A 23,538-nucleotide genomic window follows, 5' to 3' on the forward strand; every position below is an offset into this window, starting at 1 on the left:
GGCCGCATGAGACTGGACTCACTGGATATCGTCCGTCTGCCGGGCATCCATCCGGGGTTCCGCCTGGATGCCCTGGGGCCCGGCGTGAACGTGGCCATCGGGCCCAACGCGTCCGGAAAATCGAGCCTGGTGCGCGCCTTGCGAGCCGCCCTGTATGCCCAGGAACTGCGCCAGACCGGGGTCCACATCGAGGCGACCTTCGTCGATGCCCAGGGCCGGTTGCAGGCCCATCGGCTGGGGACCGACTTGTCCTGGTCCCGCAATGGCGAACGCGTCGAGGCGCCCCCACTGCCGGATCATCGCTTCATCGACTGCTACACCCTGCGCATCGAGGACCTGCTGAACGCCGACCACGGCACCGAGCAGGAGATCGGCCTGCGCCTGGCCCGCGAACTGGCCGGTGGCTACGACCTGCCCGCCCTGCGCGACGATCCCGCGCTGGCCCTGAAGACGACCCACGCCCGTAGCGAGTCCCAGGCGCTGACGGCCGCGGAACAGGAACTGCGCGAACGCCGCCAGCAGCAACGCGGCCTGCAGCACGACGAACAGCGCCTGACCGACCTGCAGGCGCAACGCCAGCAGACCCAGCGCGCCGCCCACGAGGCCGATCAGTACGCACGCGCCCTGGACCTGCTGGGGGCGCGCCGCGAACACCGGGATCTGGAGACCCGGATGGCGGCCTTGCCTCCCGGTCTGGACCGGCTCCGCGGCGACGAACTGCAACGCCTCGCCCCGCTCCAGGACGAGATGCGGCGCCTGGAACACGAACAACAACAGGCCCGTGAACGCGAGGAGGACGCCCGCCAGCGCCGCGAGGGAGCCGGACTGGCGGACCCCGAGCTGGATGCGGATCGCGTGGACGATCAACGCCCCGTGGTTCGCAGGCTGCTGGAGCTGGAGAGGGGGCTGGAACAGGCGACAAGGGAGCTGCACGCGGCCCAGGCGACACTGCACCAGGCAACCGAAGAGCTGGGGGGCACGCCAGAGGCGGCTCCGGCCCTGGACCCCGCCACGCTCCACTCGGTGGAACAGTCCCTGGAGACCCTGCGTGGGCTGCAGGCCGGCATCGCGCAACGGGAAGACGAACTCGCCTCCCTGCCTCCGACCGAGGACACCCTGCCCACCCCCGACACACTGCGCCGCGGCCGCGACGAGCTGCTGCACTGGCTGGGTTCTCCGCGTCCCACTCCCTGGACCGGCCTGCGCCGGGTCGCCGCCGGGGTCGCCCTGCTCGCGGCCGGCGGCGCCATTGGCGCCGCGACGGTGCTGGTACACCCCGCCTTCGCCGTACTCGCGCTCCCGGTCGCCTGGGGCGCCTACATCGCCGGTCGTCGCCCGGCGCCCGACAGCATCCCGCGCGAGGCCGCGGAGGCACGTTTCCGCGATACCGGTCTGGCGCTACCCACGGAATGGGCGGCCGACGCGGTCCGCGAGCGGCTGACCCACCTGGAGCGCGAACTTGAAACTGCGGAGGGCGCGCGGCGAACGGCGGAGCGCCGCGCTCAACTCGAACGGGAACTGCAAGAGCGGCGCGCCGCCCGCGACCGGGAAGAGGGGCGCCTGAAGGACATTGCCCGGCAGGTCGGCTTCGACCCCGGCTGCATGGATGCCTCGCTGCAGCGCTGGATCCACCTGACCGCGAACCATGACCGGGCCCGCCAGGCCGTGAACACGGCCCGGGCGGAGCAGGAACGCCTGACAGCCGATCGGGAGGCGACCCGGGCACCCGTCATGGCCTTTCTCACCCAGTATGCCGTGGCCCCTCCGGACCCCGACCCTTCGGCGGATGCCCTGGCCCAGCGGCTGGACCGTCTCGCGGCCCGGCTGCAGACGCGGGACACCGCGCAGCGGGAGGAGAAGGCCGCCCAGCGCGAACTCGAACGCCTGCAAGCCGACGCGAACCGCACGCGGGAGCAGATCGCCGCCCTGTACGCAGCGGCCGGCCTGGAGAATGACGATGAAGCGACCCTGCGCGAGAGGCTGCGCCTGTGGCCCGCCTGGCAGGAGCTAAGCGAGCAACTGGGTAATGTGCGCGAACGCGAACGCGAACGCCGCCGCCACCTCGAGGACCGCCCGGACTTGCTGGAGGCGGTCGAGGCCGATGCCGCGGAACCCCTGGAATCACAACTTCAGACCCTGCGTGACCAGGCGGGGGAACGCGACCGGCTTAGCGAGGAGATCGCCCGCATCGAAGCGGCCATCGACCGCGCCGGCCATGAACGCCAGCTGGAAACCGCCCGCGCCCGCCGCGAACTCGCCCGCGACGCCCTGACCCAGCGACTCGACCAGGCCCTGTTCGCCACGGCCGGAAACTTCCTGCTGGACCAGGTGGAGATGGAACACGAACAGGCGGTGCAGCCCGCCGCCCTGCGCCAGGCCCGCGAGTGGTTCCGGCGCTTCACACGGCATCACTACGAACTTCAGTTCTCGCCCCATGCCTCGGCCCGGTTCAGCGCCCGCGAGACCACCAGCGGGGCCACCCGCTCGCTCAGCGAACTCTCCAGCGGGACGCGGATGCAGCTTCTGCTCGCCGTACGCATCGCCTTTGCGCTGGAGGCCGAACGCGGGCGCAGCGCGCTCCCGCTCATCCTCGACGAGGCACTGGGCACGGCGGACCCGGACCGCTTCCGGGCGGTGGCCGAAAGCCTGCAGGCACTGGCCCACGAGGCCGGCCGCCAGGTCTTCTACCTGACCGCCCAGCCCGAGGACGCGCGTTACTGGCAGGCACAGGAGTCCAGCGTCGAGATCATTGACCTGGCCGCACGCCGCTGGGGACAGCAAGCGCTGGGTAGCCACGAGCAGCTGAGCCTTCCGGAAACCGAAGCGGTACCCTCCCCCGGCAGCGACGCGCCCGAGGACTACGCCCAGCGGATTGGGGGCATCCCCCTGATCGACCCCTGGCAGGATCCGGCCGGTATCCATCTGTTTCACCTGCTGCGAGACCGTCTGGAACTGTTGCAGCGCCTGCTGGAGCTGGGGGTGGATCGCCTGGGCGCGCTGGAATCCCTGCTACAAGGCCCCGCCGACTCCCTGCTGGAACCCCCGGAATGCCAGACGCTCCAGGCCCGTAGTGAGGCCGCCCGCGCCTGGACTCGCGCCTGGCGCCAGGGTCGCGGCCGCCCGGTAGACCGCGAGGCCCTGGAGGCCTCCGAGGCCGTCAGTGCGACCTTCATCGACGCCGTCTCCGACCTGGCGAACCAGCTGAACGGCAACGGCGAACAGCTCCTGCGCGAACTGGAGAACGGTACGGTCAAGCGCTTCCAGAGCAGTGCCCGCGAACGGCTGTCCGAATGGCTCACCGACAACGGCTATATCGACCCGAACACAATCCTGACCGAGACCGAGCTCGAACACCGCGTGATCGCGACCCTCAAACCGCACCACTCCACAGCGGAGCGGGCCATCAGCGAAGGCCAGGCCCTGGCCCGCGCCCTGCAAGGCGGCTTGCACCCGCCCGCCTGAACGGCACGGGGAAGGAAACGCCAGGTGCCTCGTTGCCCTTCTTCGTGCGCTCGCCCCCATGACAATGTTTCGGTGCTATTGTGGAGAGACAACGCTTCGTGACCCCGCCTCGCTGGCGACACCCCGATGGAGACCCTGCTGCCCTATGGCCAAACCGAACTACCAATACGAAAAGCGCCAGCGCGAGCTGAAGAAAGCCGCCAAGCAAGAAGAAAAACGCCAGCAGAAACGGGCACGCAATCAGCCGGATGATCCGTCCGGCGCCCCAGAGGACCCACCCCATGAAGACCATGGATCGTAAGCGCGACAGCAAGAAGAAGGCCGAAAAGACACTGATGGAGAAACGCACCGCCAAGGCGGAGAAGCGCAAACCCAAGATCTTTCTGCCCTGACCCAACCGTTTTGGAACGCACGACGCCGGCCTCCGGGGTTCCCCCCAGGTCGGCGTCTTTCGTTTCGCCAACCCCGTACGCGCTTATGAAAATCCCCAAGATCCTCCAGCCGCTGATCGAAGACGGCGTCATTGATACCGTCATCGGGCAGCTGCAAAGCGGCAAGGAGGCGAACATCTACCTCGTCCGCAGCGGGGATGCGACACGCTGTGCCAAGGCGTACAAGGAAGCCAAGCATCGCGGCTTCCACAAGCTGGCCGAGTATCAGGAAGGCCGCAAGGTCCGCGGCAGCCGCGATGCACGGGCCATGGCCCGACGTGGGCGTCACGGCCGCGAGGTCGAGGAGACGCAGTGGAAGAACGCCGAGGTCGAGGCGCTCTACCGCCTTGCCGACGCGGGCGTTCGAGTGCCCGTCCCCTACGGCGTATTCGACCGCGTCCTGCTGATGGAACTGGTGCTGGACGCCGACGGCAACACCGCGCCCCAGCTGCACGAAGTCGAGCTGGACCCCGAGACAGCACGCGAGTGGTTCGCATTCATGATCCGCCAGATCCAGCGCATGCTGTGCGCCGGCCTGATCCATGGCGACCTGTCCGAGTACAACGTGCTGGTGGACGCGCACGGACCCGTCATCATCGACCTCCCCCAGGCCGTCAACGCCGCCGGCAACAACAGCGCATTCCGCATGCTGCAGCGGGACGTGAACAATATGCGCACAACCTTCGGCCGCGTGGACCCCACGCTGCTGGAGACGCAGTACGCCCACGAGATGTGGGACCTGTTCGCCAACGGTGACCTGACTCCGGAAACACCCCTGACCGGGCACTTCGTGCACAGCGAAGAGACCCCCGACGTGGATGGGGTGCTCGACGAGATCGAGGATGCGCGACTGGAGCACGAGGCCTTGCTGGCCACCCTCGACCCAACCCACCCCGACAACCAGTAGGCGGCTGTCCGAGCGATTCTACCGAGCCTGGTCAGGATCGAAGCTCTTTGGCGGGGGCGCTTCGCCTGCAAGCAGGCTCCTACGAGGGCAAGACCCGGTAGGAGCCTGCTTGCAGGCGAACCAACGGCGGCTCGGAAGCGCTCAGGGGGCCCTCTGGCCCGCGAAGGATGGGGCTAGTCAGAAGTCCGGTCGCGCGTTAAACGCGGGCCGTGCCGGAGAGAAAGGCCTCCACACGATCCAGGTCCTCCGGCGTGTCCACGCCCGGGGGATGGGCCTCGGTCCTCCTCCCCACCTGTATCCAGGCGCCCATTGCCAGAGCCCGCAGCTGTTCCAGTTGCTCGAGCTGTTCCAACGCGGCGGGTGGTTCGGCACTCATGCGGCGCAGGAACCCGGCGCGATAGGCATACAGGCCCAGGTGGCGGGTCGCCTGCTCCACTGCGGGCGTCTGCCCGGCGCGATGAGCCTCGCGATCCCAGGGGATGGGGGCGCGGGAGAAATACAGGGCCCGGCCGTTGCGGTCGGTCACCAGCTTGACCTGGTTGGGGTCGGCCAAGTCCTGCGCGCAGCGGATCGGCACGCCCAGGGTAGCCATATCCGCCTGCGGGGTCTGCTCCAGGAGGGCCGCCAGGTCATCCAGCAACGGGCCTGGCGTCAGCGGCTCGTCGCCCTGCAGATTGACCACGATGGATTCGTCGCCCCAGCCCTCGGCCGCGGCGACCGCGGCGATGCGGTCGGTGCCCGAGGGGAGCGCGGGGTCGGTGAGGAAGGCCTCGGCCCCACACTGGCGCGCCACGTCGAGGATACGCTCGTCGTCCCCGGCGACGATCACCCGGCGCGCAGCGCTCTCCTGCGCCCGACTGATCACGTGGGCGATCAGCGGTCGCCCGGCCACCGCGGCCAGCGGCTTGTCCGGCAGGCGGCTGGAGGCCATGCGTGCCGGGATAACGACGACGAAGCCCGTCATGCGGCGACTCAGGCCTCGCGCCAGCGTTCCTTCTCGTCCTCGGAGAGGGCGCGCGCCTCATCCTCGAGCATCACCGGGATGTCATCGCGGATCGGGTAGGCGAGACCGGCGGAGACGGAGATCAGCTCCTGATTCTCGCGATCGTACTTGAGCGGACCCTTGGTAACCGGGCAGACCAGAATATCGAGCAGACGCTTGTCCATGCATTACCCCAGGTGTTTGAGCCGACTGACCGTCTCCAGGCGCGCGAGTAGCGCCGGCTCGAAAGTGGTTGGCAACCGGGCCGCGATTGGCCAGTACCAGTGATTATCCTGCGCAAACGACCGGCATTTTACGGCATCCTTCTCCGTCATCAGAACCGGCAACTCGTCATCGAAGCGGATCTGATGCGGCAGGAAACGATGGTGATCCGGAAACGGATGCCGAATGATACCGATCTTCGCCGCTTCCAGGGTGCGGAAGAAGCGCTCCGGATCCGCGATCCCGGCGATGGCGTGGGCATCGCGCCGGGCAAAGCGGTGGGGCTTGCGCGCCTCCTCCGCCCCGTCCACCCGCTGCAACCGACTGGACGGGACCAGTTCCATCGGGATCTCGCCGGGACCCGGCTCGCCACCGGTCACGATCACGAAATCGGCCCGCTCACGGGCCCGCTTCGGCTCCCGCAACGGCCCCGCCGGCAGACAAAGCCCATTGCCGAAGCGGCGTCTCCCGTCGACCATCAGGATAGTGATATCGCGAGGCAGGCGATGGTGCTGCATGCCATCGTCGGCGATCACCACATCCACACCCTGGTCGGTCAGGGCCCGCGCCCCGCGCACCCGGTCGCGATCCACCTGCACCGGGACGCCCGTGCGCCGGGCGATCAGCAACGGCTCGTCGCCCACCACCACCGGATCGGAATCGGCCGTCACCGCAATCCCGGCCACATCCCCACGCCCGCCATAGCCGCGACTGACAATGCCGGGGTGATAGCCAGCGGCGCGCAGGCGCTTGGCCAGCCACACCGTCATCGGTGTCTTCCCGCTGCCGCCCAGGGTCAGATTGCCCACCACGATCACCGCGCGCGCCGGGATGGAGATATCGCGCCGCGCCTGCTCCTGGCGCTGACGGTTCCACTCGGCAAGCCCGGCGTAGGCCAACGACAACGGGAACATCGCCGCGGCGAACGGCCCGCGCTGGCTCCACTGATCCCACAACCGGGCGCTCAGCCACGCCTGAAACGACCCCATGACTACCAGTCCCAGACCTGCTGCAGAACAGCATCGAAATTGGCATCCACCTGGCGCCGCTCGTCCCAGAAGCGCCGCCGCGCCGCATCCCCCTGCTGACGCCGCGCGGCCGGGTCGGCGCTCAACCGCTGCCAGGCCTCCAGTACCGCGGTGGGTTCGCCCAGCACCGGGCAGGGCAACGCCGCTGCCGGGGCCTCGCCCAGGCTCACCGCCGCCCCGCCGGCCAGGCCCTGCCACAAGGCCTGGCGATCCGAGGCCGCAAGATGCACCGCATGGGCGGCACTGGCCGCAGCGGCAAACCAGCGTCGGTCATCCAGATGCAGGATAGCCCCCGGCGCCAACGTCGAACGATCCCAGGCCGAGACCGCCAGATCCGCGCCGGGCAGCCCGGCCTCGGTCGCATTCCCGCGCAGGCTCGCGAGCAGGATATCGCTGCGCCCCCGGCCAGAGGCCTGCCAGGCCGCGTGCCAGGCGGGCCATTGCTCCGACGTGCCGTGCCACCACCACAGGCGCTCCACGTTACCCCCGACCAATGCGCGCAGGACCACGTCGGCCTGGGCCTCGACAAATCGCGCCTGCGGGTCGGCGGGCGCCAGTGCCGCTTCGAACGCGGCCTCCGGCCACGTAAGCGCCCCGGCCGGATCAACCGGCCAGTGGCGCACGACCGGAGGCACTGCCCGGGCAGGCGGCTCGGTATTGACCGCGATCACCGGGACCTCGGCCGCCTGCAGGAGGTTCACCGGGGCCTGACCGCCGGCCAGCAGGATGCCGTGGGGCTGAAAACGCTCGAGCACCCGGCGCACCACCCGCGGACGGTCACAGGGGCCATAGCCCACACCCACCTTGCGAAACGGCTGCATGTGTCGTTCAAAGAGCTCCGGGTAGTCCTGCTCGAAGGTCAGGACGATGCGTACATCCTGGCGCTTGTCGCGCACCGCGCCGAGCAGTTCGATCCCCAGGCGCACCTCCTCGGGCGTGCCGCCGGCCTTGATCCAGACCAGCCGCCCCCGCTCGTCGGGTGGCGTCAGGAAGCCCCGACGGGCCCGCGCACGGTTCCCCTCACCGCGACGATAATCGCGCCAGGTCGCGCCCCAGACCGCAAACCGCCGAGCGCCGTAACCTCCTGCATCACCCCGCATCCCCCACCTCCTCGCGGCAGGGGACGGCCGCGAGCACAGAGTCAGGCTCGACGTGCTGCGGGTGGTACGCCTCAGTCGTCATCGGCGGCATCACCCAAGGTGGCGATGGAGACCGAGGTGATACCCAGGCGGCCGACGACATCCAGCGCGCGCACCACCGACTGGTGGGTGGCATTCGCGTCCGCGCGGATCAGCACCGGGTCATCCTCGCGGCCCTCGCGGGCCTCGGAGAGCACCCGCTCCAGGGTCTCGGCGCGGCGGTTGATCAGTTCCTGGCCGTTGATGAAGTAGTTGCCGTTCGCGTCCACGATGATGTCGATCCACGCGCGCTCCACGGCCTCGGCCTCGCGGTCGGCCGAGGGCAGGGTCAGCTCGATGTCCGCGTGCTGATCGAAGGTGGTGGAGACCATGAAGAAGATCAGCAGCAGGAACACCACATCGATCAACGGCGTCAGATTGACGCCGGGCTCTTCCTGCCGGCTTGGCGTACGGAAGTTCACGCCTTGGCCCCGCCCTCGACCGCACCGGCCTCGCGTTCGCCATGGATCACCTCGACCAGCTTGGTGGCCTCCTGCTCCATCTCCAGCACCAGTTCGTCAATGTGGCCACGGAAGTAGCGATGAAAGGCCAGCGCCGGGATGGCCACGCCGATCCCGGTCGCGGTGGTAATCAGGGCCTGCGAGATACCACCGGCCAGATCGCGCGGGCTGCCGACGCCGATCTCGGTGATCACGGTGAACACCTCGATCATCCCGACCACGGTGCCAAGCAGGCCCAGCAACGGGGTAATCATCGAGATCGTGCCCAGCGTGTTCATGTAGCGCTCGAGATCGTGGGCCACGCGACGTCCGGCCTCTTCGATGCTCTCCTGGGTGATCTGGCGGGCGCGGTCATGGGTCGCGAGACCCGCGGCCAGGATCGCCCCCAGCGGGGAACCCGCACGCAGACGCTGGATATCGTCCAGCTTGAGTCCCTGCGTACGCATCTGCTCCCACACCGAGGTCAGCAGGCGCGGCGGCACGACCCGCGAGCGGCGCAGCGTCCACAGCCGCTCCAGCACGATGGCCACGGCCAGTACGGAACACAGCAGGATCGGCAGCATCAGCCACCCACCCGCTTGTACGATCTCCAGCATGCAATTCCCCTAAAGTATCGAAGCGCGTCAGGCGCGCCGGAACACGGCCATGGATTCCACGTGCGCAGTGTGCGGGAACATGTCCATGATCCCGGCCCGCTCCAGGCGATAGCCATGATGATGCACCAGGCGCTCGGCGTCACGGGCGAGCGTGGCCGGGTTGCAGGACACATAGACCAGGCGTTCGATCCGCTGCGGCGCCAGGGCCTCGATCACCGCGGCCGCGCCGGTACGCGGCGGGTCCAGCAGCACACGGTCGAAGTCCTCGCGCAACCAGGCGGCGCTCTTCAACGCCTCGACATCGTCCAGGTCTGCGCGCTCGTAGCGGGTATTGGCGATGCCCTGGTCACGGGCATTCGCACGCGCCCGCGCCAGCATCGCGGCGTCCACCTCGACGCCGACCACTTCGCCCTCGGTCACGGTCCGTGCCAGCGGCAAGGTAAAGTTGCCCAGCCCGCAGAACAGGTCCAGCACGCGCTGCCCCGGTTGCAGGTCCAGCGCCTCCAGGGCCTGCGGCACCATCTTGCGGTTGATCTGTGCGTGCACTTGGATGAAATCGGTCGGCATAAAGGGCACCGACACGCCGTAGTCCGGATGGCGGTAGATCAGCGGCTCGATCGGCCCGGCCAGCGGCTCCACCGTGTCCGCCCCGCCCGGCTGCAGATACACCTGGATGCCCTCGGCCTCGGCCCAGTCGGACAGGCGCTGGGTATCCGCCTCCGACAGCGGATCGAGATTGCGGAAGATCAACGCCACGCGCTCGTCGTCATCCACCGCGACCTCGATCTGCGGCAGGCGGTCGCGCGCCTCGAGCCCGTCCATCAACTCGCGCAGCGCCTGGATACGCCCACCCACTGCCGGGTGCAGCACCTCGCAGTGGGTCATCTGGGCGAGATACGGGCTACCGCGCTCGCGAAAGCCGACCAGCACCCCGCCCTTCTTCGGCACGTGCTTGGCGCCCAGCCGCGCAGTGCGGCGATAACCCAGGGTGTCGGCGGTCAGCGGCTCGAAGCGCGCCTCCGGCGTCACGTGGCCGATGCGTTCCAGCGCGTCGAACAGGGCCTGTTCCTTGATTTCACGCTGGGTCTCGACGGATGCGTGCTGCAGCTTGCAGCCACCGCACAGGCCAAAGAATTCGCAGGGCGGCTCGACACGGCCCGCGGCCGGCTCCAGCACGTCGACCACCTCGGCCGTATCAAAACGGCGCTTGCGCCCGGTCTGCACCGCCATCACGCGCTCGCCCTTCAGCACGCCGTGGATGAAGCAGGCCTTGCCCTCGCGACGGATCACGCCCTGGCCGTCCAGGGTGACCTCCTCGATCCGGGCCTCGAACGGGGTCTTGTCGATGCGTGCCATCAGGTGTCGGTCCCGGCAGGCTGCCAGGCGTCGAGGAATTCACGGTGGTGCGCCGCACCACTGCCCTCCAGGTACTCGGCCAGTTGCTGTTGCCGGCTGGCCAGGGCGGCGTCGGTCAGGTTGCCGCGCATGTATTCGAAGCGCAGCCAGACCAGATAGGTGTTCAGCACATCGTGCTCGACATAGTCGTGGATCTCGGCCTGACGCCCGTCGCGCCAGGCCGGCCAGACCTTCGAGCCATCCATGCCCAGCTTGCCGGGGAAGCCGAGCAGGCTGGCCATCATGTCGAGGCTGGTGACCGCGCGGCCCTGGAAGCCCGCCAGCACGTCCATCAGGTCCACGTGGCGCCAGTGGAAGCGCGACAGGTAGTTGTTATAGCGAAACTCGCGGTCGTCGTTGCCCTGCTCCCAATAGCGCGGGGCCTGCACGCCGTTGACCAGCGCGCGGTAATGCAGCACCGGGAGGTCAAAGCCGCCGCCGTTCCAGCTAACGAGCTGTGGCGTGCGCTTGTCGATCACGTCAAAGAACTGCCGCAGCAGTTCGGCCTCGGAGGGCGTCTGGCCGTCCTCGCCCTCGCGGCCGAAGGCGGAGAGCTTCAGCGCATCGCCGCCCTGATAGAGCACGCCGATCGACACGATGCGATGCAGCGGATGCTTGAGGAACTCGGAGCCGGTCTGGGCACGGCGCAGCGCGAACATCGCCTCGGCGACCTCGTGATCGCTCAGCCCCTCGAAGTCGTGCAGGCGGCGCGCGCCCTCGATATCCGGGACCGTCTCGAGGTCGAAGATCAGGACCGGGGCACTCATGCGGGGAACACGCCGGTGGAGATGTAGCGGTCGCCGCGGTCACAGATGATCGCGACGAAGGTCCCACCCTCGGTCTGCGCCGCCAGCTTCAACGCCGCGGCCACCGAACCACCAGAGGAGACCCCGGCAAAGATGCCTTCTTCACTCGCCAGCCGACGCATGGTCTCCTCCGCCTCCTCCTGGGTCACGTCCACGGTCTGGTCCACCCGCGAGGCCTCGAAGATGGTCGGCAGATAGGCCTCCGGCCAGCGCCGGATGCCAGGGATGGACGCCCCCTCGGCCGGCTGCACGCCGACGATCTGCACCTCCGGATCGCGTTCCTTGAGATAGCGCGACACGCCCATGATGGTGCCGGTAGTCCCCATCGCGGAGACGAAGTGGGTCACCGTGCCCTCGGTGTCGCGCCAGATCTCCGGCCCGGTGCCAATGTAGTGCGCATCCGGGTTGTCGGGGTTACCGAACTGGTTCAGCACCCGGCCCTTGCCCTCGGCCTCTAAGCGATCGGCGAGGTCACGCGCGCCCTCCATGCTCTCCTCGCGCGAGACCAGCACCAGCTCGGCGCCGAAGGCCTTCATCGAGGCGCGGCGCTCGGCGGACATGTTGTCCGGCATCACCAGGATCATGCGATAGCCCTTCATCGCCGCGACCATCGCCAGCGCGATGCCGGTGTTGCCGCTGGTCGCCTCGATCAGGGTGTCGCCCGGCTGGATGTCGCCGCGGCGCTCGGCCGCCTGGATCATGTTCAGCGCGGGCCGGTCCTTGACCGAACCGGCGGGGTTGTTGCCCTCGAGCTTCACCAGCACGGTGGACGGCAGATCCGCCGCCATGCGCTGCAGGCGCACCAGCGGCGTATTGCCGACGAAGTGCTCGAGGGTCGGGAAGGATTCCGGGTGCAGGCGTTTCTTCATGCGCGCAGAGTATAACGATCGGACCCGATCCATGCCCATGCACGCTCGCCCCGTCATCGCGTGGAACACCGCGACGTGGCGATCCCCCTCTGAAACCACCGGATTCCGACGGCGTGCGGCATTCCAGAGATTACTCGCTACGCTCGCCGTTCAGGCCGGCTTGTGGCCGTTCAACGCGCTTCGTGCCTTTGTGCCTCGGCCCCTGCGGGGCCTTGCAATGACGGTGTGCGGAACGATCTCTGTGGCACCCCCACGGAGGACCTCGCAACGACACCCCATTCTGCCTAAGCTAGAGCCATGCTCGTATTGCTCGAATACCTGATCGTCACTTTCCTCGCGGTATTCGTCATCGTGAATCCACTGACGACCGCGTTCATCTTCACCGCAATGCTGCCGCGCGCCTCCGAGGAGAAGCGCCGCTCCACCGCCCTGCGCTCGGTCAAGGTCGCCACGGCCCTGCTGTTCGCCTTTGCACTGCTGGGCGGGGTGATCTTCCAGCTGTTCGGGATCACGCTGGCGGCGTTCCGCATCGCCGGCGGCATCATCCTGTTCGGCATCGCGATCGGCATGATCCGGCAGAAGGCCGCCAGCGAGCGCGAAACCGCCGAGGAGGTGAAGGCCGACAAGGGGCAGGTGACCGAGGACATCTCGGTCATCCCGCTGGCCATCCCGTTCATGAGCGGGCCCGGGGCGATTGCAACGGTCATGATCCTGACCAGCGAGGCCCCCACCATCTATCACCTGGTCCTCGTGTTCCTGGCGGTGCTGGCCTGCATGGTCGCGTGCTACTACGCGATGATCCATTCGCGCTATCTGGTGAAATTCCTCGGGAATACCGGCAAGGACATCCTGACCAAGGTGTTCGGTCTGATTCTCGCGGTCCTGGCCGTGCAGTTCGTGATCAACGGGGTCAGCGACGCCGCCGTCGGCTTCCTGCTGGATACCCAGATGCTCGACGGGGCCGAGATCGAGGACCCGCGCCTGCCGCCGCGCGAAAACGATTGAGCCGGCGCGCCGGCTATCCCTTCGCCCCGGAGACCCAGGCGCGCAGGGTCGCGATATCCACCACCGAGCCTTCCAGTGCCGGACCGGCCAGGACCGTCGCGGGCTGATCCGCCTCACCGAACCCGTCCAGCACGGCCAAGGCGCCATCAAACGCCTGCTCGCGGGTGTAGTCGTTCGTCGTGACCACGACCTCCAGCCCCGCCCCGCGCGCGGAACGCACACCGTTGTCGGAGTCCTCCAGGGCCAGGCAGGCCTCCGCCGGCAGGTTCATCGCCTCCAGTGCGTGGGTAAAGATATCCGGAGCCGGCTTCTTGGCCGGGACCACGTCGCCAGCGGAGATCACCTCGAAGCGGTACGGGCCCTCGCTTCCGAGCGTGGCCTCCAGCAGGACCGTGACGTTCTCGGGGGTGGTGGTGGTGGCGATCGCCAGGCGCAGACCCTCGGCCTCCGCTTCGTCCAGCAACCGCCGCACCCCCGGCCGCAGCGGGATCGCGCCGGTCTCAAGCAGGGCCACGTAGTGCCGCGTCTTGGCCGCATGCAGCTCGCGAATACGCGCATCGATCCCCGGCTCGTTCAGGACCTCGGGATGGTCCTCGGACAGGTACTGGCGGATGCGTTCCTTGCCGCCGGTCACGCGCAGCAACTCGCCGTAGCGCGCGATGCTCCACTCCCAGTCCAGGCCCGCGTCCGCGAACGCCTTGTTGAAGGCGACGCGATGACCGTCGCGTTCAGTGTCCGCCAATGTGCCGTCCACATCGAAAATCAGCGCCTGCAATTCCGTCATCCCGTTATTTCCGCCTTTTCCCGTATCTCGCTGAAAAACCGGCCGCGAGCCCGCACATTCCCGGCATCCAACCGAGACCAGGCACCAACAGTCATGGCACGGGACTTGCCCGGCCCGCCCGACTCTGGTACTAAGTGCGCCTCATTTTTCCAGCCGGAGAAAGCCCGCATGGCTGCTGACGAAAAGACCGACAAGCCCTCCACCCAGCACATGGTCGCCGGGGGCATTGCGCCCTACGAGCCGAAGCCGGACGAAGATTACATGAATCCGGATCAGCTCGAGCATTTCCGCAGCCTGCTGCGGGCATGGCGCCAGGAGCTGGCCGAGGAAGTCGATCGCACCGTGGGGCACATGCGCCAGGACGCGTCCAACTTTGCCGATCCGGCCGACCGCGCCACCCAGGAAGAGGAGTTCGGCCTGGAACTGCGCTCCCGCGACCGCGAACGCAAGCTGTCGAAGAAGATCAACGAGGCGCTGCGCAAGATCGACACCCACGATTACGGCTACTGCGAGACCTGCGGCGTGGAGATCGGCATTCGCCGCCTGGAGGCCCGCCCGACGGCCACCATGTGCATCGACTGCAAGCAGCTCGACGAGATCAAGGAAAAGCAGCGCGCCTGATCCCGGCCGGGCCGTGACGGTCACGCCCGAACGGATTACCCGGGCCGACCGCTATGTCGGCCGGTTTGCCCCTACCCCTTCCGGCCCGCTGCACGCGGGCTCCCTGCTGGCCGCCGTCATCTCCTGGCTCGATGCCCGGAGTACCGACGGCCGCTGGCATCTGCGAATCGACGATATCGACGCCCCCCGGGTTCGCCCGGGGGCGGCCGATGCCATTTTCCATGCCCTCGAGGCCTTCGCCCTGGTCTGGGATGGCCCCGTTACCTGGCAAAGCCAACGCGGTCCCGCCTATCAGCGCGCCCTGGACACCCTGTTGGTGTCGAACCTGGCTTTCCCCTGCGGCTGTACCCGCAAGGACCTGGCCGCGCGCGGCCGGCCGGGCTGGGAAGGGCCGATCTATCCAGGGACCTGTCGCCACGGCCTGCCGCCCGAACGCGAGCCACGGGCCGTGCGTGCCCGGGCGACCACCCGTTACTGGACGATCGCGGATCGCTTTCTGGGTGCGGTCGCCTTCGATCTGGAGGCACTCGGAAGCGACTTCGTGATCCGCCGGGCGGATGGCATCGTCGCCTACCAGCTCGCCACCGTGGTGGACGACCTGGACCTGGGCGTAACCCGCGTGGTGCGCGGGATCGACCTGCTCGGCTCCACCCCGCGCCAGATGCAGCTCTACGAGGCGCTGGGCGCCACCCCACCGGCCTATGCCCACCACCCGGTCCTTGTCGCGCCCGGCGGCGACAAGCTGGCCAAGGCCACCGGAGCCAAGGGCATCCACGCGGATACCGCCCGGCGGCAGCTGGCCGACACCCTGACGGTGATCGGCCTGGCCCCGGGCGACGCCCAGGCACCCGACGCACCGGAGACCCAGCTGGCCGAAGCCCTGGAGCGCCTGCAGGGACACACCCTCGGCGACCACCTGCCATTGCCGGCGGCACTGCCCGGGGCCGCGCGCGCGGTGTAGACTCGCCGCATGCTCTCCACCCGCGCGCCAACCCGGACGGCCCCGCAGGATCGCTCGCCCGCGCACCGCAAGGTGCTTGCGAGCGGCTGACGATGGACGCCCCTCGCGCCATCCTGATCGCCCTGCTGGGCGCATTGCTGTTTCTGAGCCCGCTGGTCCTCTGGGTTGCCTACCTGAGTCCTGCCTGGTGGTGGCCCTTCACGGCCTGGGCGCTGTTCGTCGTGGCCATCGCGGCACTGAGCCGGAGCGGGCGCCGTGACCCTTAGCCTGGGTCTGATCTACGCGGTCGGGGTGGCCTACCTCGCCCTGCTATTCGGCATAGCGTTCCTGGCCGACCGCGTCCCCCGAGTAGGCCGGCTGGCGGCCAACGGCTGGGTGTTCAGCCTGTCGCTGGGGGTCTACGCGACGTCCTGGACCTTCTACGGCAACCTTGGTTTCCTCGCCGACCAGGGCTACCTGTACCTGACCATCTACCTCGGCGTGACCCTGGCCTTCGCCGCCACCCCCTGGCTGCTGCGCCCCCTCCTGCGCCTGACCCGCGAACAGCAGCTGACCTCGCTGGCCGACCTGTTCGCCTTTCGCTACCGCAGCCGCTTCACTGGGCCCGTGGTCGCCCTGTTCATGCTCGCCGGGGTACTCCCGTACATCGCGCTACAGATCAAGGCCGTGGCCGAGTCCGCCGCCGTGCTGACCGCGGAGACCCCGCCGCATCTGCTCGCCCTGACCTTCAGCGGCACCATCGCGCTGTTCGCGATCCTGTTCGGCGCCCGCCACATCGCCCCGCGCGAAAAGCACGCCGGTCTGGTGCTGGCCATCGCCTTCGAGTCCATCGTCAAACTGCTCGCCATCCTTGTGATTGCCGCCGTGGCGCTGTACGCCGTGTTCGGCGGCCTCGGCGGGCTGAACGACTGGCTGGCCGCCCATCCCGAAGCGGTCGATGCGCTGTACGAGCCGGTGCGCCAGGGCGGCTGGTTCGCGATGATGATCCTGGCCTTCGCGGCCGCCTTCCTGCTGCCACGCCAGTTCCACATGCTGTTCACCGAGAACATCAACCCGCAGGCACTGAACACCGCGGCCTGGGCGTTCCCCGCATTCCTGCTGCTGCTGAACCTGCCGATGCCCGTGCTCTACTGGGCCGGGGAGGCGGCCGGGCTGGGCATCTCGCCCAACTATTACGCCATCGGCATCGCCGGGTTGCTGGAGTCACCCAGCCTCGCCCTGCTGGTCTTCATCGGTGGGTTGTCCGCCGCCAGCGCGATGATGATCGTGACCACCCTGGCGCTCGCCCATATGGGCACCAACTACCTCTCGCCACTGACCCGACTGCACGAAGAGGAGCGCAGCGCCAACCTCTACACCCGCCTGCTTTGGGGGCGGCGCATCTGGATCGTGTTCATCATCGGGCTCGGCTATGCCTTCTACGGCCTGCTGCAGGTCGTAGAAGGCCTGGCGCAGCTGGGTCTGATCTCGTTTGCCGCGGTGGCGCAACTTCTGCCGGGCCTGATCGGCCTGATGCTGTGGAAACAGGCGACCCGGGTCGGATTTCTCTTGGGCCTGGGGGCCGGGATTGCCGGCTGGGCATTCACCCTCGTCATGCCTTTGCTGTCGGATGCCGGGATCGCGACGGCCCTGCCCGACCCACAACGCCTCTTGCGCGCGGAGATGCTGGACCCGTGGACCTTCGCGCTAATGCTGAGCCTAGGCGTCAACGCGGTCCTGTTCGTCGTCGGCTCGCTGCTGACCCGGCCCAACCCCGAGGAAACCGAGGCCGGCCGGGCCTGCTGCCCCAACGAATCCACCGCCACCGGAGCGGGCCTGCCACTGGCGGGCGACGTCACCGAGATGGAGACTGCACTTGCGGCCACCCTGGGCCCGGGCACGGCGCGCCACGAGGTCCAGCGCGCCCTGGATGATCTCGGCCTGCCCCGCCATACGCGTTCACGCGGCGATCTGCGCCACCTCCGCGAACGGATCGAGCGCAATCTCTCCGGCCTGCTGGGGCCGGTACTGGCTCGCATGATCGTCGACCAGCACCTGCGCCTGGATGCCGCCGGGCGCCACACCCTGAGCGAAAGCCTGCGGCGGATCGAGGAACAGCTGGAGACCCGCCCCCTGCCGCTGTCCGGCCTGGCGGCCGAGCTGGACGCCCTGCGCCGCTTTCATCGCCAGATCCTGCACGAGCTCCCGCTGGGGGTAGCCAGCCTCACCAATACCGGCGAGATCACCGGCTGGAACCAGGCCCTGGCGCAGCTCACGCAGGTCGCCACGGAAGACGCCGTGGGCCAGAACATCGGTCAGCTCGACAGCCCCTGGAGCGGCCTGCTGACCGCCTTCCTGGAGAGCCCGGACCGCCAGTGGTACAAGCTGAACGTGGATCTGCCCAACGGCAACCGCCGCCTGAACCTGCACCGCTCCGAACTGCAGGATGCCCAGGGTCAGGTGGAAGGCCGCGTGGTCCTGATCGAGGACGTGACCGAACGCGCCCAGCTCGAGTCCGAGATCGCCCACGGCGATCGCCTGGCCTCCATCGGCCGCTTTGCCGCCGGGGTCGCGCACGAGATCGGCAATCCACTGACCGGTATCGCCTCGCTGGCGCAGACCCTGCCCCTCGAGGACGACCCGCAGGAGATCCACGGCATCGCCGACGACATCCTCGCCCAGACGCGACGCATCAACGCCATCGTACAGTCGCTGATCACCTTCGCCCACGCCGACGAAGGCCCATCGGCCGGACACTTCGAGACCATCGCACTGGACGATCTCGTGGCCGAGGCCATCCGCCTGATGCGCCTGGCCGGGCGCAACGACCTGCAATTCACGACCTCGGGTCTCGCGGGGCTGCACGTCCGCGGCTCGCATGCCACGCTGTTGCAGGTGTTCATCAACCTGCTGACCAACGCCGAACAGGCCTCGCCCGAAGACGCCACCGTCGCCATCGCGGCCCGAGTCCATGGACGGCATGTCCAGATCACCATCGACGACGCCGGCCCCGGAATCGACGCATCCAGCCTGGAACGACTGTTCGAGCCGTTCTTCACCACCAAGCCGGCCGGCCAGGGCACCGGCCTGGGCCTGCCGGTGGCCTACAGCATCGTGCGCGACCACGGTGGTACCCTGATGGCCGCCAACCGCCCCGAGGGCGGTGCCCGATTCCTGCTGACACTTCCGCGCCAAGACTCATGACCCGCATCCTCCTGGTTGACGACGAAGCCCCGATCCGCCGCGCCGTGCGCCGATTCCTGGAGCACCACGGCTTCGAGGTCGGCATGGCCGAAAACCTGGCCGAGGCGCGAGCGCTGGCAGCCGCCGATCCCTACGATCTGCAACTGGTGGATCTGCGCCTGCCGGATGGCGAAGGGATCGAGCTGCTGCCGGAATTCGCCCACACGCCCACGGTCATCATGACCAGTTATGCGTCGGTGCCCTCCGCGGTCAACGCGATGAAGGAAGGCGCCGCCGACTACATCGCCAAGCCTTTCGACCACGACGCCCTGCTGCTGACCCTGCGCGCCGCCCTGCGCGAGCGCGACCGCCCCAACACCGACGAACCCGACGACGAGGGAACCGATTCCGCTCCGCGCCCCGGACTGGGCCTCATCGGCGAGAGCCAGGCCATGCAGCAATTGCGTGATCAGATCCGGCGTGTGGCCATGACCCACTCCACGGTATTGCTGCGCGGCGAGTCCGGTACCGGCAAGGAGCTCGCCGCGCGCGCCCTGCACGAACTGAGCCCGCGCGCCAGCGGCCCGTTCGTCGCGGTCAATTGCGCCACCATCCCCGAGGGTCTGGTCGAGGCCGAGCTGTTCGGTCACGCCCAGGGTGCCTACACCGGTGCGGTCAAGGCGCGCACCGGCCTGATCCAGAGCGCCCACGGCGGCACGCTGTTCCTGGACGAGATCGGCGAACTGGCGCCTGCGGCCCAGGCCCGTCTGCTACGGGTCCTGCAGGATGGCGAGCTCCGCCCGGTCGGGTCCAACGAGAACCTGAAGGTGGATGTGCGCCTGCTGGCGGCCACCCACCGCGACCTCGAGGCCATGATCGAGGAACAGGCCTTTCGTGCCGATCTCTACTACCGCCTGCGGGTCCTGGAGTTGTCCATCCCGCCCCTGCGCGAAAGGCGCGAGGACATCATCCCCCTGGCACGGCATTTCCTCGAGGCACTGGCCGGTTCGGGGCCAGTGCCACAACTGTCACACGCGGCACGGCAAGCCCTGGAGTCGCAAGATTGGCCCGGCAACGTGCGCGAGCTGGCGAACGCCCTGGAACGCGGGTGGGTACTGAGCCCGGATGGCTGCATCGAAGCGGACCACATGGGACTCTCGACGGGCACCCCGGCCCGGGACGACGAGATCCCCAACCCCGCGTTTCCGACCCGCAAGGGCAAGGGCTCGAGCCTGAACGAGTATTTCCGGCACTTCGTGCAGGAAAACCAGGGCAGCATGACCGAGACCGAGCTGGCCCGGGCCCTCGGCATCAGCCGCAAGACCCTGTGGGAACGCCGTCAGCGTGAGAATCTCCCCCGCCCGCGCGGCTGAATCGGTGGCCGCATCCCCCGCAGCCCGGCGGGTCTTTCTGGCCCTGTGGCCCGACGACCCCACACGCGCCACACTAGCCCGCCTCGGCCAGGAACTCGACGGCCCTGGCCGACCGGTCCCGCGCGATCACCTGCACCTGACGCTGGCCTTCGCCGGAACGATCCCGGTCGGACAGGCCGACTGTCTGGCCGGGCGCATCACGGAACTCGCCTGCGCGCCGATCGACCTGACCCTGGACCATCTGGGTCACTTCACCGGGCCGCGCATCACCTGGGCCGCTCCTGCCGAGCCGCCCGCCGCACTGGCCGACCTCGCCGAGCAGGCACATGCCCTGTGCAACGACTGCGGTATCGACCTCGGTCCGCCGCGTCCCTTCCGACCCCACGTGTCCCTGCGACGCCACGCCGCGCCGCCCGACACCGAACGCATCGAACCGCCCCTGCGCTGGCTGGCGGACACGATTGCGCTGATCGAGTCGGGAAAAGACGGCCATCCCGGGCCCTACCGCATCCTCGCCCAGACCTGACCAGCCCGCCCGCGCGGCAGGCCAGCGGCGGCCGCGAGAGTCGGATCAATCGAGGGGCGGAAGGTTATCCGTTGCCGAAGGGTCGGCTGGCTGGGCGGGGTCTGCCGGATCGGCTGGCTGGGTTCCGGTACCCGGTCGCGTCGGTGTTCCCTCGCCCAGCGGCGGTGCATCCTCGCCCCGGGGCTGGCGCTGCTGTCCCAGCGGGGGCGCATCCTGGGGCTGCCCCTGCCCTTGAGGTTGACCCTGTCCCTCAGGCGGCTGGCCCTGCCCCTGGGGCGGACTCGGCGCTCCGCTTTGCCCCGGTGCCGGCTGGCCACCGCGCTCCATCTGCCCGGGAGCTTGTTGCCCCTGCCTGCGCTGGCCGGGCTGCTCCGGCGGCTGCCCCTGAGGCATGCCCTGCCCACGCTCCTGACCCTGGCCGCGCGGCATGCCGCCCTGGCCCGGGACCTGCTGACCACCGGCCGGCGGGGCACCCTGTTCGGCGGGCGGCATACCCTGGCCCATTCCGCCCTGTGGGTCCCCATGTTGCGGGGCCTGCGCGTATGCCGAACCGGCGGCAAACAGTGAACCCAGCGCGATGGCCAGGGCCGTGCTACGAAATCTCGTCATTGGGAGCCTCCTGCAGGCTGTAACGCCGTTCATTCAGGCCCCCTTGATAGCAGCCAGACCCCGCGCCCCCAAGGGTGACAGTCGAGTTCCCGGAAATTCCGCGAAACACTTCACTCCATGGAAACTCGATTCCCCGGACCCGGAGCGTCCCTAATTCTTCAACGCCACCGGGACGGTGAACATCAACAAACCATAGTCCGCCTCGTACTGTTCCTTGAACCGGGCTGCGATGCGATCGCACAACTCGGCCGAAGCCACCACCTCGACCTTGATATTGCCACCCTGGCGCCAGTTGCCCCGGCGCTTGCCATGCCGGCCCCAGCCGCGCGTATCGGTCACCGTGTACCCGGCCGCGCCCATGGCGCGCGCCTCGTCGATCAGCGTGTCCTCCAGGATCGCCTCGGCGACCACCGTCAGCAGGTGCATGTCATCGGATTCCATCGCGCTAGCCTCCCAGCGAATAAAGGGTCTGGGCCATCCAGAAATACAGCGGCACACCCAGGAAGATGTTGAAGGGGAACGTGATTCCCAGCGATGCGCCAATGGAAAGTGCCGGATTAGCCTGGGGTACCGCGATACGCATGGCCGCCGGTGCGGCGATGTAGGAGGCACTCGCATAGAGGGTCGCCAGCAACAGCGTACCGCCCATCGACATGCCCAGCGCATACCCCAGCAGCGTACCCAGCACGGCCGAGACAATCGGCATCACGATCGCGAAGGTCACCAGAAAGAAGCCGTACTGGCGCACGTCGGCGATGCGACTGGAGGCGACCAGCCCCATCTCCAGCAGGAACAGCGCCAGCACGCCCTTGAACAGGTCGAAGAACATCGGCTCCAGCGGCTCGATGTGCACGGGACCCGCGATGAAACCAATCACCAGGCCGCCGGCCAGCAGGAAGATACTCTTGCCGAAAAACACTTCGTGCATGGTCTTGCCCCAGCGCGTCGGGCCCTTGCTGCCCATGCGCGCCAGCAGGATGCCGATGATTAGCGCCGGCATCTCCAGCAGCACCAGGAAGACCACCATGTGGCCCTCGTAATCGATCCCGCGCGAGGCCAGCAGGGCCACGGCGACCGAGAAGGTCACCACCGAGACCGAGCCATAGTGCGCCGCGATCGAGGCCGAGTCCGCCCGCGGCATGCGCCCCACCCAGCGCAGAACCGGGAACGCGATCAGCGGGATCAACGAACCCACCGCCAGCACCGCCAACCCCGGCAGCAGCAAGGGCACCAGCTCGCTCTCGGCCAGCTTGACCCCACCCATCAGGCCAATCGCCAGCAACAGATAGATCGAAAGCGCCTCGTAGATCGCCATCGGGATCTTCAGATCCGACTTGGCGAGGCCCGCAATGGCGCCCAGCAGGAAGAACAGTACAACCGGATCGAATGCCATCTCGCCTCCGTGTGCGGAAGCCGCAATGCGCTGCAACTCGCACCCTAATCGTAGGCGAGACCCGCCCGGCAGAAAACCATTGCGTGGCAACAAGCCCCGTCATCTAATCTAGGCTTGAAGAGAAGTCTTCCCGCCACGAGGACAGCTGCATGACGCGCATCCTTATCCTTCAGGGACACCCCGACCCGGCCGAAGGCCACCTCGACCACGCGCTGGCCGATGCCTACCGCGAAGGGGCCGAGAAGGCCGGCGTCGCGGTGGACACCCTGACGATTGCCCACCGCGACTTTCCACTGCTGAAGAACCAGGCCGAGTTTGTCGACGAGACCGTTCCGCCCGCGATCCTCGAGGCGCAGGAACTGATCGAGGTCGCCCACCACATCGTCCTGATCTATCCCCTCTGGCTGGGCGATATGCCGGCCCTGGTCAAGGGCTTCCTGGAACAGACCCTGCGCCCGGCATTCGTCGGCGATGGCGACATGAACCGCCTGCGCCACACGCGGCTCAAGGGCCGCTCGGTACGCATCGTGGTCACCATGGGCATGCCGGCGCTGGCCTACCGCTGGTTCTATGGCGCCCACAGCCTGAAGAGCCTGGAACGCAACATCTTCCGCTTCTGCGGCTTCGGCCCGATCCGCCACACCCTGATCGGGCAGAACGGCGGTGATGCCGCCGCCCGCGAACGCTGGCTGAAGAAGATGCGCGAGCTCGGACACGCGGCACGGTAACCCTGTGGCCGGTACACTCGTGCGGTCTTCCGACCGGCC

At 68.3% G+C, this 23,538-nt stretch carries 24 protein-coding genes; 12 read left to right on the forward strand and 12 right to left on the reverse strand.

The window, feature by feature from the left end; genetic code table 11:
* Nucleotides 1–6 precede the first annotated feature (6 nt).
* The 3 genes from D575_RS0111550 to D575_RS0111560 all read left to right on the forward strand — a co-directional run bounded on the left by D575_RS0111550 (nucleotide 7) and on the right by D575_RS0111560 (nucleotide 4,800).
* Complete coding sequence (locus tag D575_RS0111550; RefSeq protein ID WP_018146074.1) at nucleotides 7–3,462, forward strand: AAA family ATPase; 3,456 nt, start codon at nucleotides 7–9, stop codon at nucleotides 3,460–3,462.
* A 145-nt stretch (nucleotides 3,463–3,607) separates the two neighbouring features.
* A complete protein-coding gene (locus D575_RS14580; RefSeq protein ID WP_018176369.1) occupies nucleotides 3,608–3,763 on the forward strand; it encodes a hypothetical protein in 156 nt (51 codons plus the stop codon).
* 176 nt (nucleotides 3,764–3,939) lie between these two features.
* Nucleotides 3,940–4,800: a PA4780 family RIO1-like protein kinase gene (locus tag D575_RS0111560; protein ID WP_018146076.1), complete on the forward strand. Its 861-nt coding sequence runs from the start codon at nucleotides 3,940–3,942 to the stop codon at nucleotides 4,798–4,800.
* 196 nt (nucleotides 4,801–4,996) lie between these two features.
* Here D575_RS0111560 and kdsB read toward each other — a convergent pair whose 3' ends face one another.
* The 9 genes from kdsB to cysM form a co-directional block, all read right to left on the reverse strand.
* Nucleotides 4,997–5,764 carry a 3-deoxy-manno-octulosonate cytidylyltransferase gene (gene kdsB, locus D575_RS0111565; protein WP_018146077.1) on the reverse strand — a complete coding sequence of 256 codons (768 nt, stop codon included), beginning with the start codon at nucleotides 5,762–5,764 and terminating at the stop codon, nucleotides 4,997–4,999.
* An 8-nt stretch (nucleotides 5,765–5,772) separates the two neighbouring features.
* Nucleotides 5,773–5,967 (reverse strand): Trm112 family protein, encoded by a 195-nt coding sequence (locus D575_RS0111570; protein ID WP_018146078.1) that lies wholly within the window; start codon nucleotides 5,965–5,967, stop codon nucleotides 5,773–5,775.
* Nucleotides 5,968–5,970: 3 nt separating this feature from the next.
* Complete coding sequence (lpxK, locus tag D575_RS0111575) at nucleotides 5,971–6,993, reverse strand: tetraacyldisaccharide 4'-kinase (RefSeq protein WP_018146079.1); 1,023 nt, start codon at nucleotides 6,991–6,993, stop codon at nucleotides 5,971–5,973.
* 2 nt (nucleotides 6,994–6,995) lie between these two features.
* Nucleotides 6,996–8,132: a glycosyltransferase N-terminal domain-containing protein gene (locus tag D575_RS0111580; RefSeq protein ID WP_018146080.1), complete on the reverse strand. Its 1,137-nt coding sequence runs from the start codon at nucleotides 8,130–8,132 to the stop codon at nucleotides 6,996–6,998.
* Between the two features lie 71 nt (nucleotides 8,133–8,203).
* On the reverse strand, nucleotides 8,204–8,632 hold the full coding sequence (locus D575_RS0111585) for a biopolymer transporter ExbD (RefSeq protein WP_018650355.1): 429 nt from the start codon (nucleotides 8,630–8,632) through the stop codon (nucleotides 8,204–8,206).
* Entirely contained in the window at nucleotides 8,629–9,267 is a 639-nt protein-coding gene (locus D575_RS0111590; protein ID WP_018146082.1) for a MotA/TolQ/ExbB proton channel family protein, read from the reverse strand. Before D575_RS0111590 ends, D575_RS0111585 begins: the two co-directional genes overlap by 4 nt.
* Before the next feature lie 27 nt (nucleotides 9,268–9,294).
* Nucleotides 9,295–10,623 carry a 23S rRNA (uracil(1939)-C(5))-methyltransferase RlmD gene (gene rlmD / locus D575_RS0111595; protein ID WP_018146083.1) on the reverse strand — a complete coding sequence of 443 codons (1,329 nt, stop codon included), beginning with the start codon at nucleotides 10,621–10,623 and terminating at the stop codon, nucleotides 9,295–9,297.
* Complete coding sequence (locus tag D575_RS0111600) at nucleotides 10,623–11,429, reverse strand: 3'-5' exonuclease (RefSeq protein ID WP_018146084.1); 807 nt, start codon at nucleotides 11,427–11,429, stop codon at nucleotides 10,623–10,625. Before D575_RS0111600 ends, rlmD begins: the two co-directional genes overlap by 1 nt.
* Nucleotides 11,426–12,337 carry a cysteine synthase CysM gene (cysM, locus tag D575_RS0111605; RefSeq protein ID WP_018146085.1) on the reverse strand — a complete coding sequence of 304 codons (912 nt, stop codon included), beginning with the start codon at nucleotides 12,335–12,337 and terminating at the stop codon, nucleotides 11,426–11,428. The genes D575_RS0111600 and cysM overlap by 4 nt, the downstream gene beginning before the upstream one ends.
* A 297-nt stretch (nucleotides 12,338–12,634) precedes the next feature.
* On the opposite strand from cysM, the gene D575_RS0111610 reads away from it, so the two are divergent.
* Nucleotides 12,635–13,342, forward strand: a complete 708-nt coding sequence (locus tag D575_RS0111610; protein WP_018146086.1) for a MarC family protein — start codon at nucleotides 12,635–12,637, stop codon at nucleotides 13,340–13,342.
* Between the two features lie 13 nt (nucleotides 13,343–13,355).
* Here the strand turns inward: D575_RS0111610 and D575_RS0111615 are convergent, their stop codons facing one another.
* Nucleotides 13,356–14,126: an HAD family hydrolase gene (locus D575_RS0111615; RefSeq protein ID WP_018146087.1), complete on the reverse strand. Its 771-nt coding sequence runs from the start codon at nucleotides 14,124–14,126 to the stop codon at nucleotides 13,356–13,358.
* Nucleotides 14,127–14,294: 168 nt separating this feature from the next.
* Between D575_RS0111615 and dksA the strand changes: the two genes are divergently transcribed.
* The 7 genes from dksA (at nucleotide 14,295) to D575_RS0111650 (ending at nucleotide 21,336) form a co-directional block, all read left to right on the forward strand.
* Entirely contained in the window at nucleotides 14,295–14,747 is a 453-nt protein-coding gene (gene dksA, locus D575_RS0111620) for an RNA polymerase-binding protein DksA (protein WP_018146088.1), read from the forward strand.
* Between the two features lie 13 nt (nucleotides 14,748–14,760).
* The gene (gene gluQRS, locus D575_RS0111625) at nucleotides 14,761–15,708 is read left to right on the forward strand and encodes a tRNA glutamyl-Q(34) synthetase GluQRS (protein ID WP_018146089.1); all 948 of its coding nucleotides are present in this window, start codon (nucleotides 14,761–14,763) and stop codon (nucleotides 15,706–15,708) included.
* Nucleotides 15,709–15,800: 92 nt separating this feature from the next.
* Nucleotides 15,801–15,974: a hypothetical protein gene (locus D575_RS14475; protein ID WP_018146090.1), complete on the forward strand. Its 174-nt coding sequence runs from the start codon at nucleotides 15,801–15,803 to the stop codon at nucleotides 15,972–15,974.
* Entirely contained in the window at nucleotides 15,964–18,891 is a 2,928-nt protein-coding gene (locus tag D575_RS0111635) for an ATP-binding protein (RefSeq protein WP_018146091.1), read from the forward strand. The genes D575_RS14475 and D575_RS0111635 overlap by 11 nt, the downstream gene beginning before the upstream one ends.
* A complete protein-coding gene (locus D575_RS0111640; protein ID WP_018146092.1) occupies nucleotides 18,888–20,243 on the forward strand; it encodes a sigma-54 dependent transcriptional regulator in 1,356 nt (451 codons plus the stop codon). The genes D575_RS0111635 and D575_RS0111640 overlap by 4 nt, the downstream gene beginning before the upstream one ends.
* Before the next feature lie 4 nt (nucleotides 20,244–20,247).
* Nucleotides 20,248–20,769 (forward strand): RNA 2',3'-cyclic phosphodiesterase, encoded by a 522-nt coding sequence (gene thpR / locus D575_RS0111645; protein WP_019612666.1) that lies wholly within the window; start codon nucleotides 20,248–20,250, stop codon nucleotides 20,767–20,769.
* A gap of 342 nt (nucleotides 20,770–21,111) precedes the next feature.
* Nucleotides 21,112–21,336 (forward strand): hypothetical protein, encoded by a 225-nt coding sequence (locus D575_RS0111650; RefSeq protein ID WP_018146094.1) that lies wholly within the window; start codon nucleotides 21,112–21,114, stop codon nucleotides 21,334–21,336.
* Between the two features lie 192 nt (nucleotides 21,337–21,528).
* On the opposite strand, the gene D575_RS0111655 is transcribed toward D575_RS0111650, so the two are convergent.
* Both D575_RS0111655 and D575_RS0111660 read right to left on the reverse strand, forming a co-directional pair.
* Entirely contained in the window at nucleotides 21,529–21,819 is a 291-nt protein-coding gene (locus D575_RS0111655; RefSeq protein WP_018146095.1) for a hypothetical protein, read from the reverse strand.
* Between the two features lie 4 nt (nucleotides 21,820–21,823).
* Nucleotides 21,824–22,771 (reverse strand): sodium-dependent bicarbonate transport family permease, encoded by a 948-nt coding sequence (locus D575_RS0111660; RefSeq protein ID WP_018146096.1) that lies wholly within the window; start codon nucleotides 22,769–22,771, stop codon nucleotides 21,824–21,826.
* Nucleotides 22,772–22,920: 149 nt separating this feature from the next.
* Here D575_RS0111660 and D575_RS0111665 point away from each other — a divergent pair, with 149 nt between their 5' ends.
* A complete protein-coding gene (locus D575_RS0111665; protein WP_018146097.1) occupies nucleotides 22,921–23,499 on the forward strand; it encodes an NAD(P)H-dependent oxidoreductase in 579 nt (192 codons plus the stop codon).
* Nucleotides 23,500–23,538 lie beyond the last annotated feature (39 nt).

Source organism: Thioalkalivibrio sp. AKL6, from assembly GCF_000376905.1.
Classification (GTDB): domain Bacteria; phylum Pseudomonadota; class Gammaproteobacteria; order Ectothiorhodospirales; family Ectothiorhodospiraceae; genus Thioalkalivibrio; species Thioalkalivibrio versutus.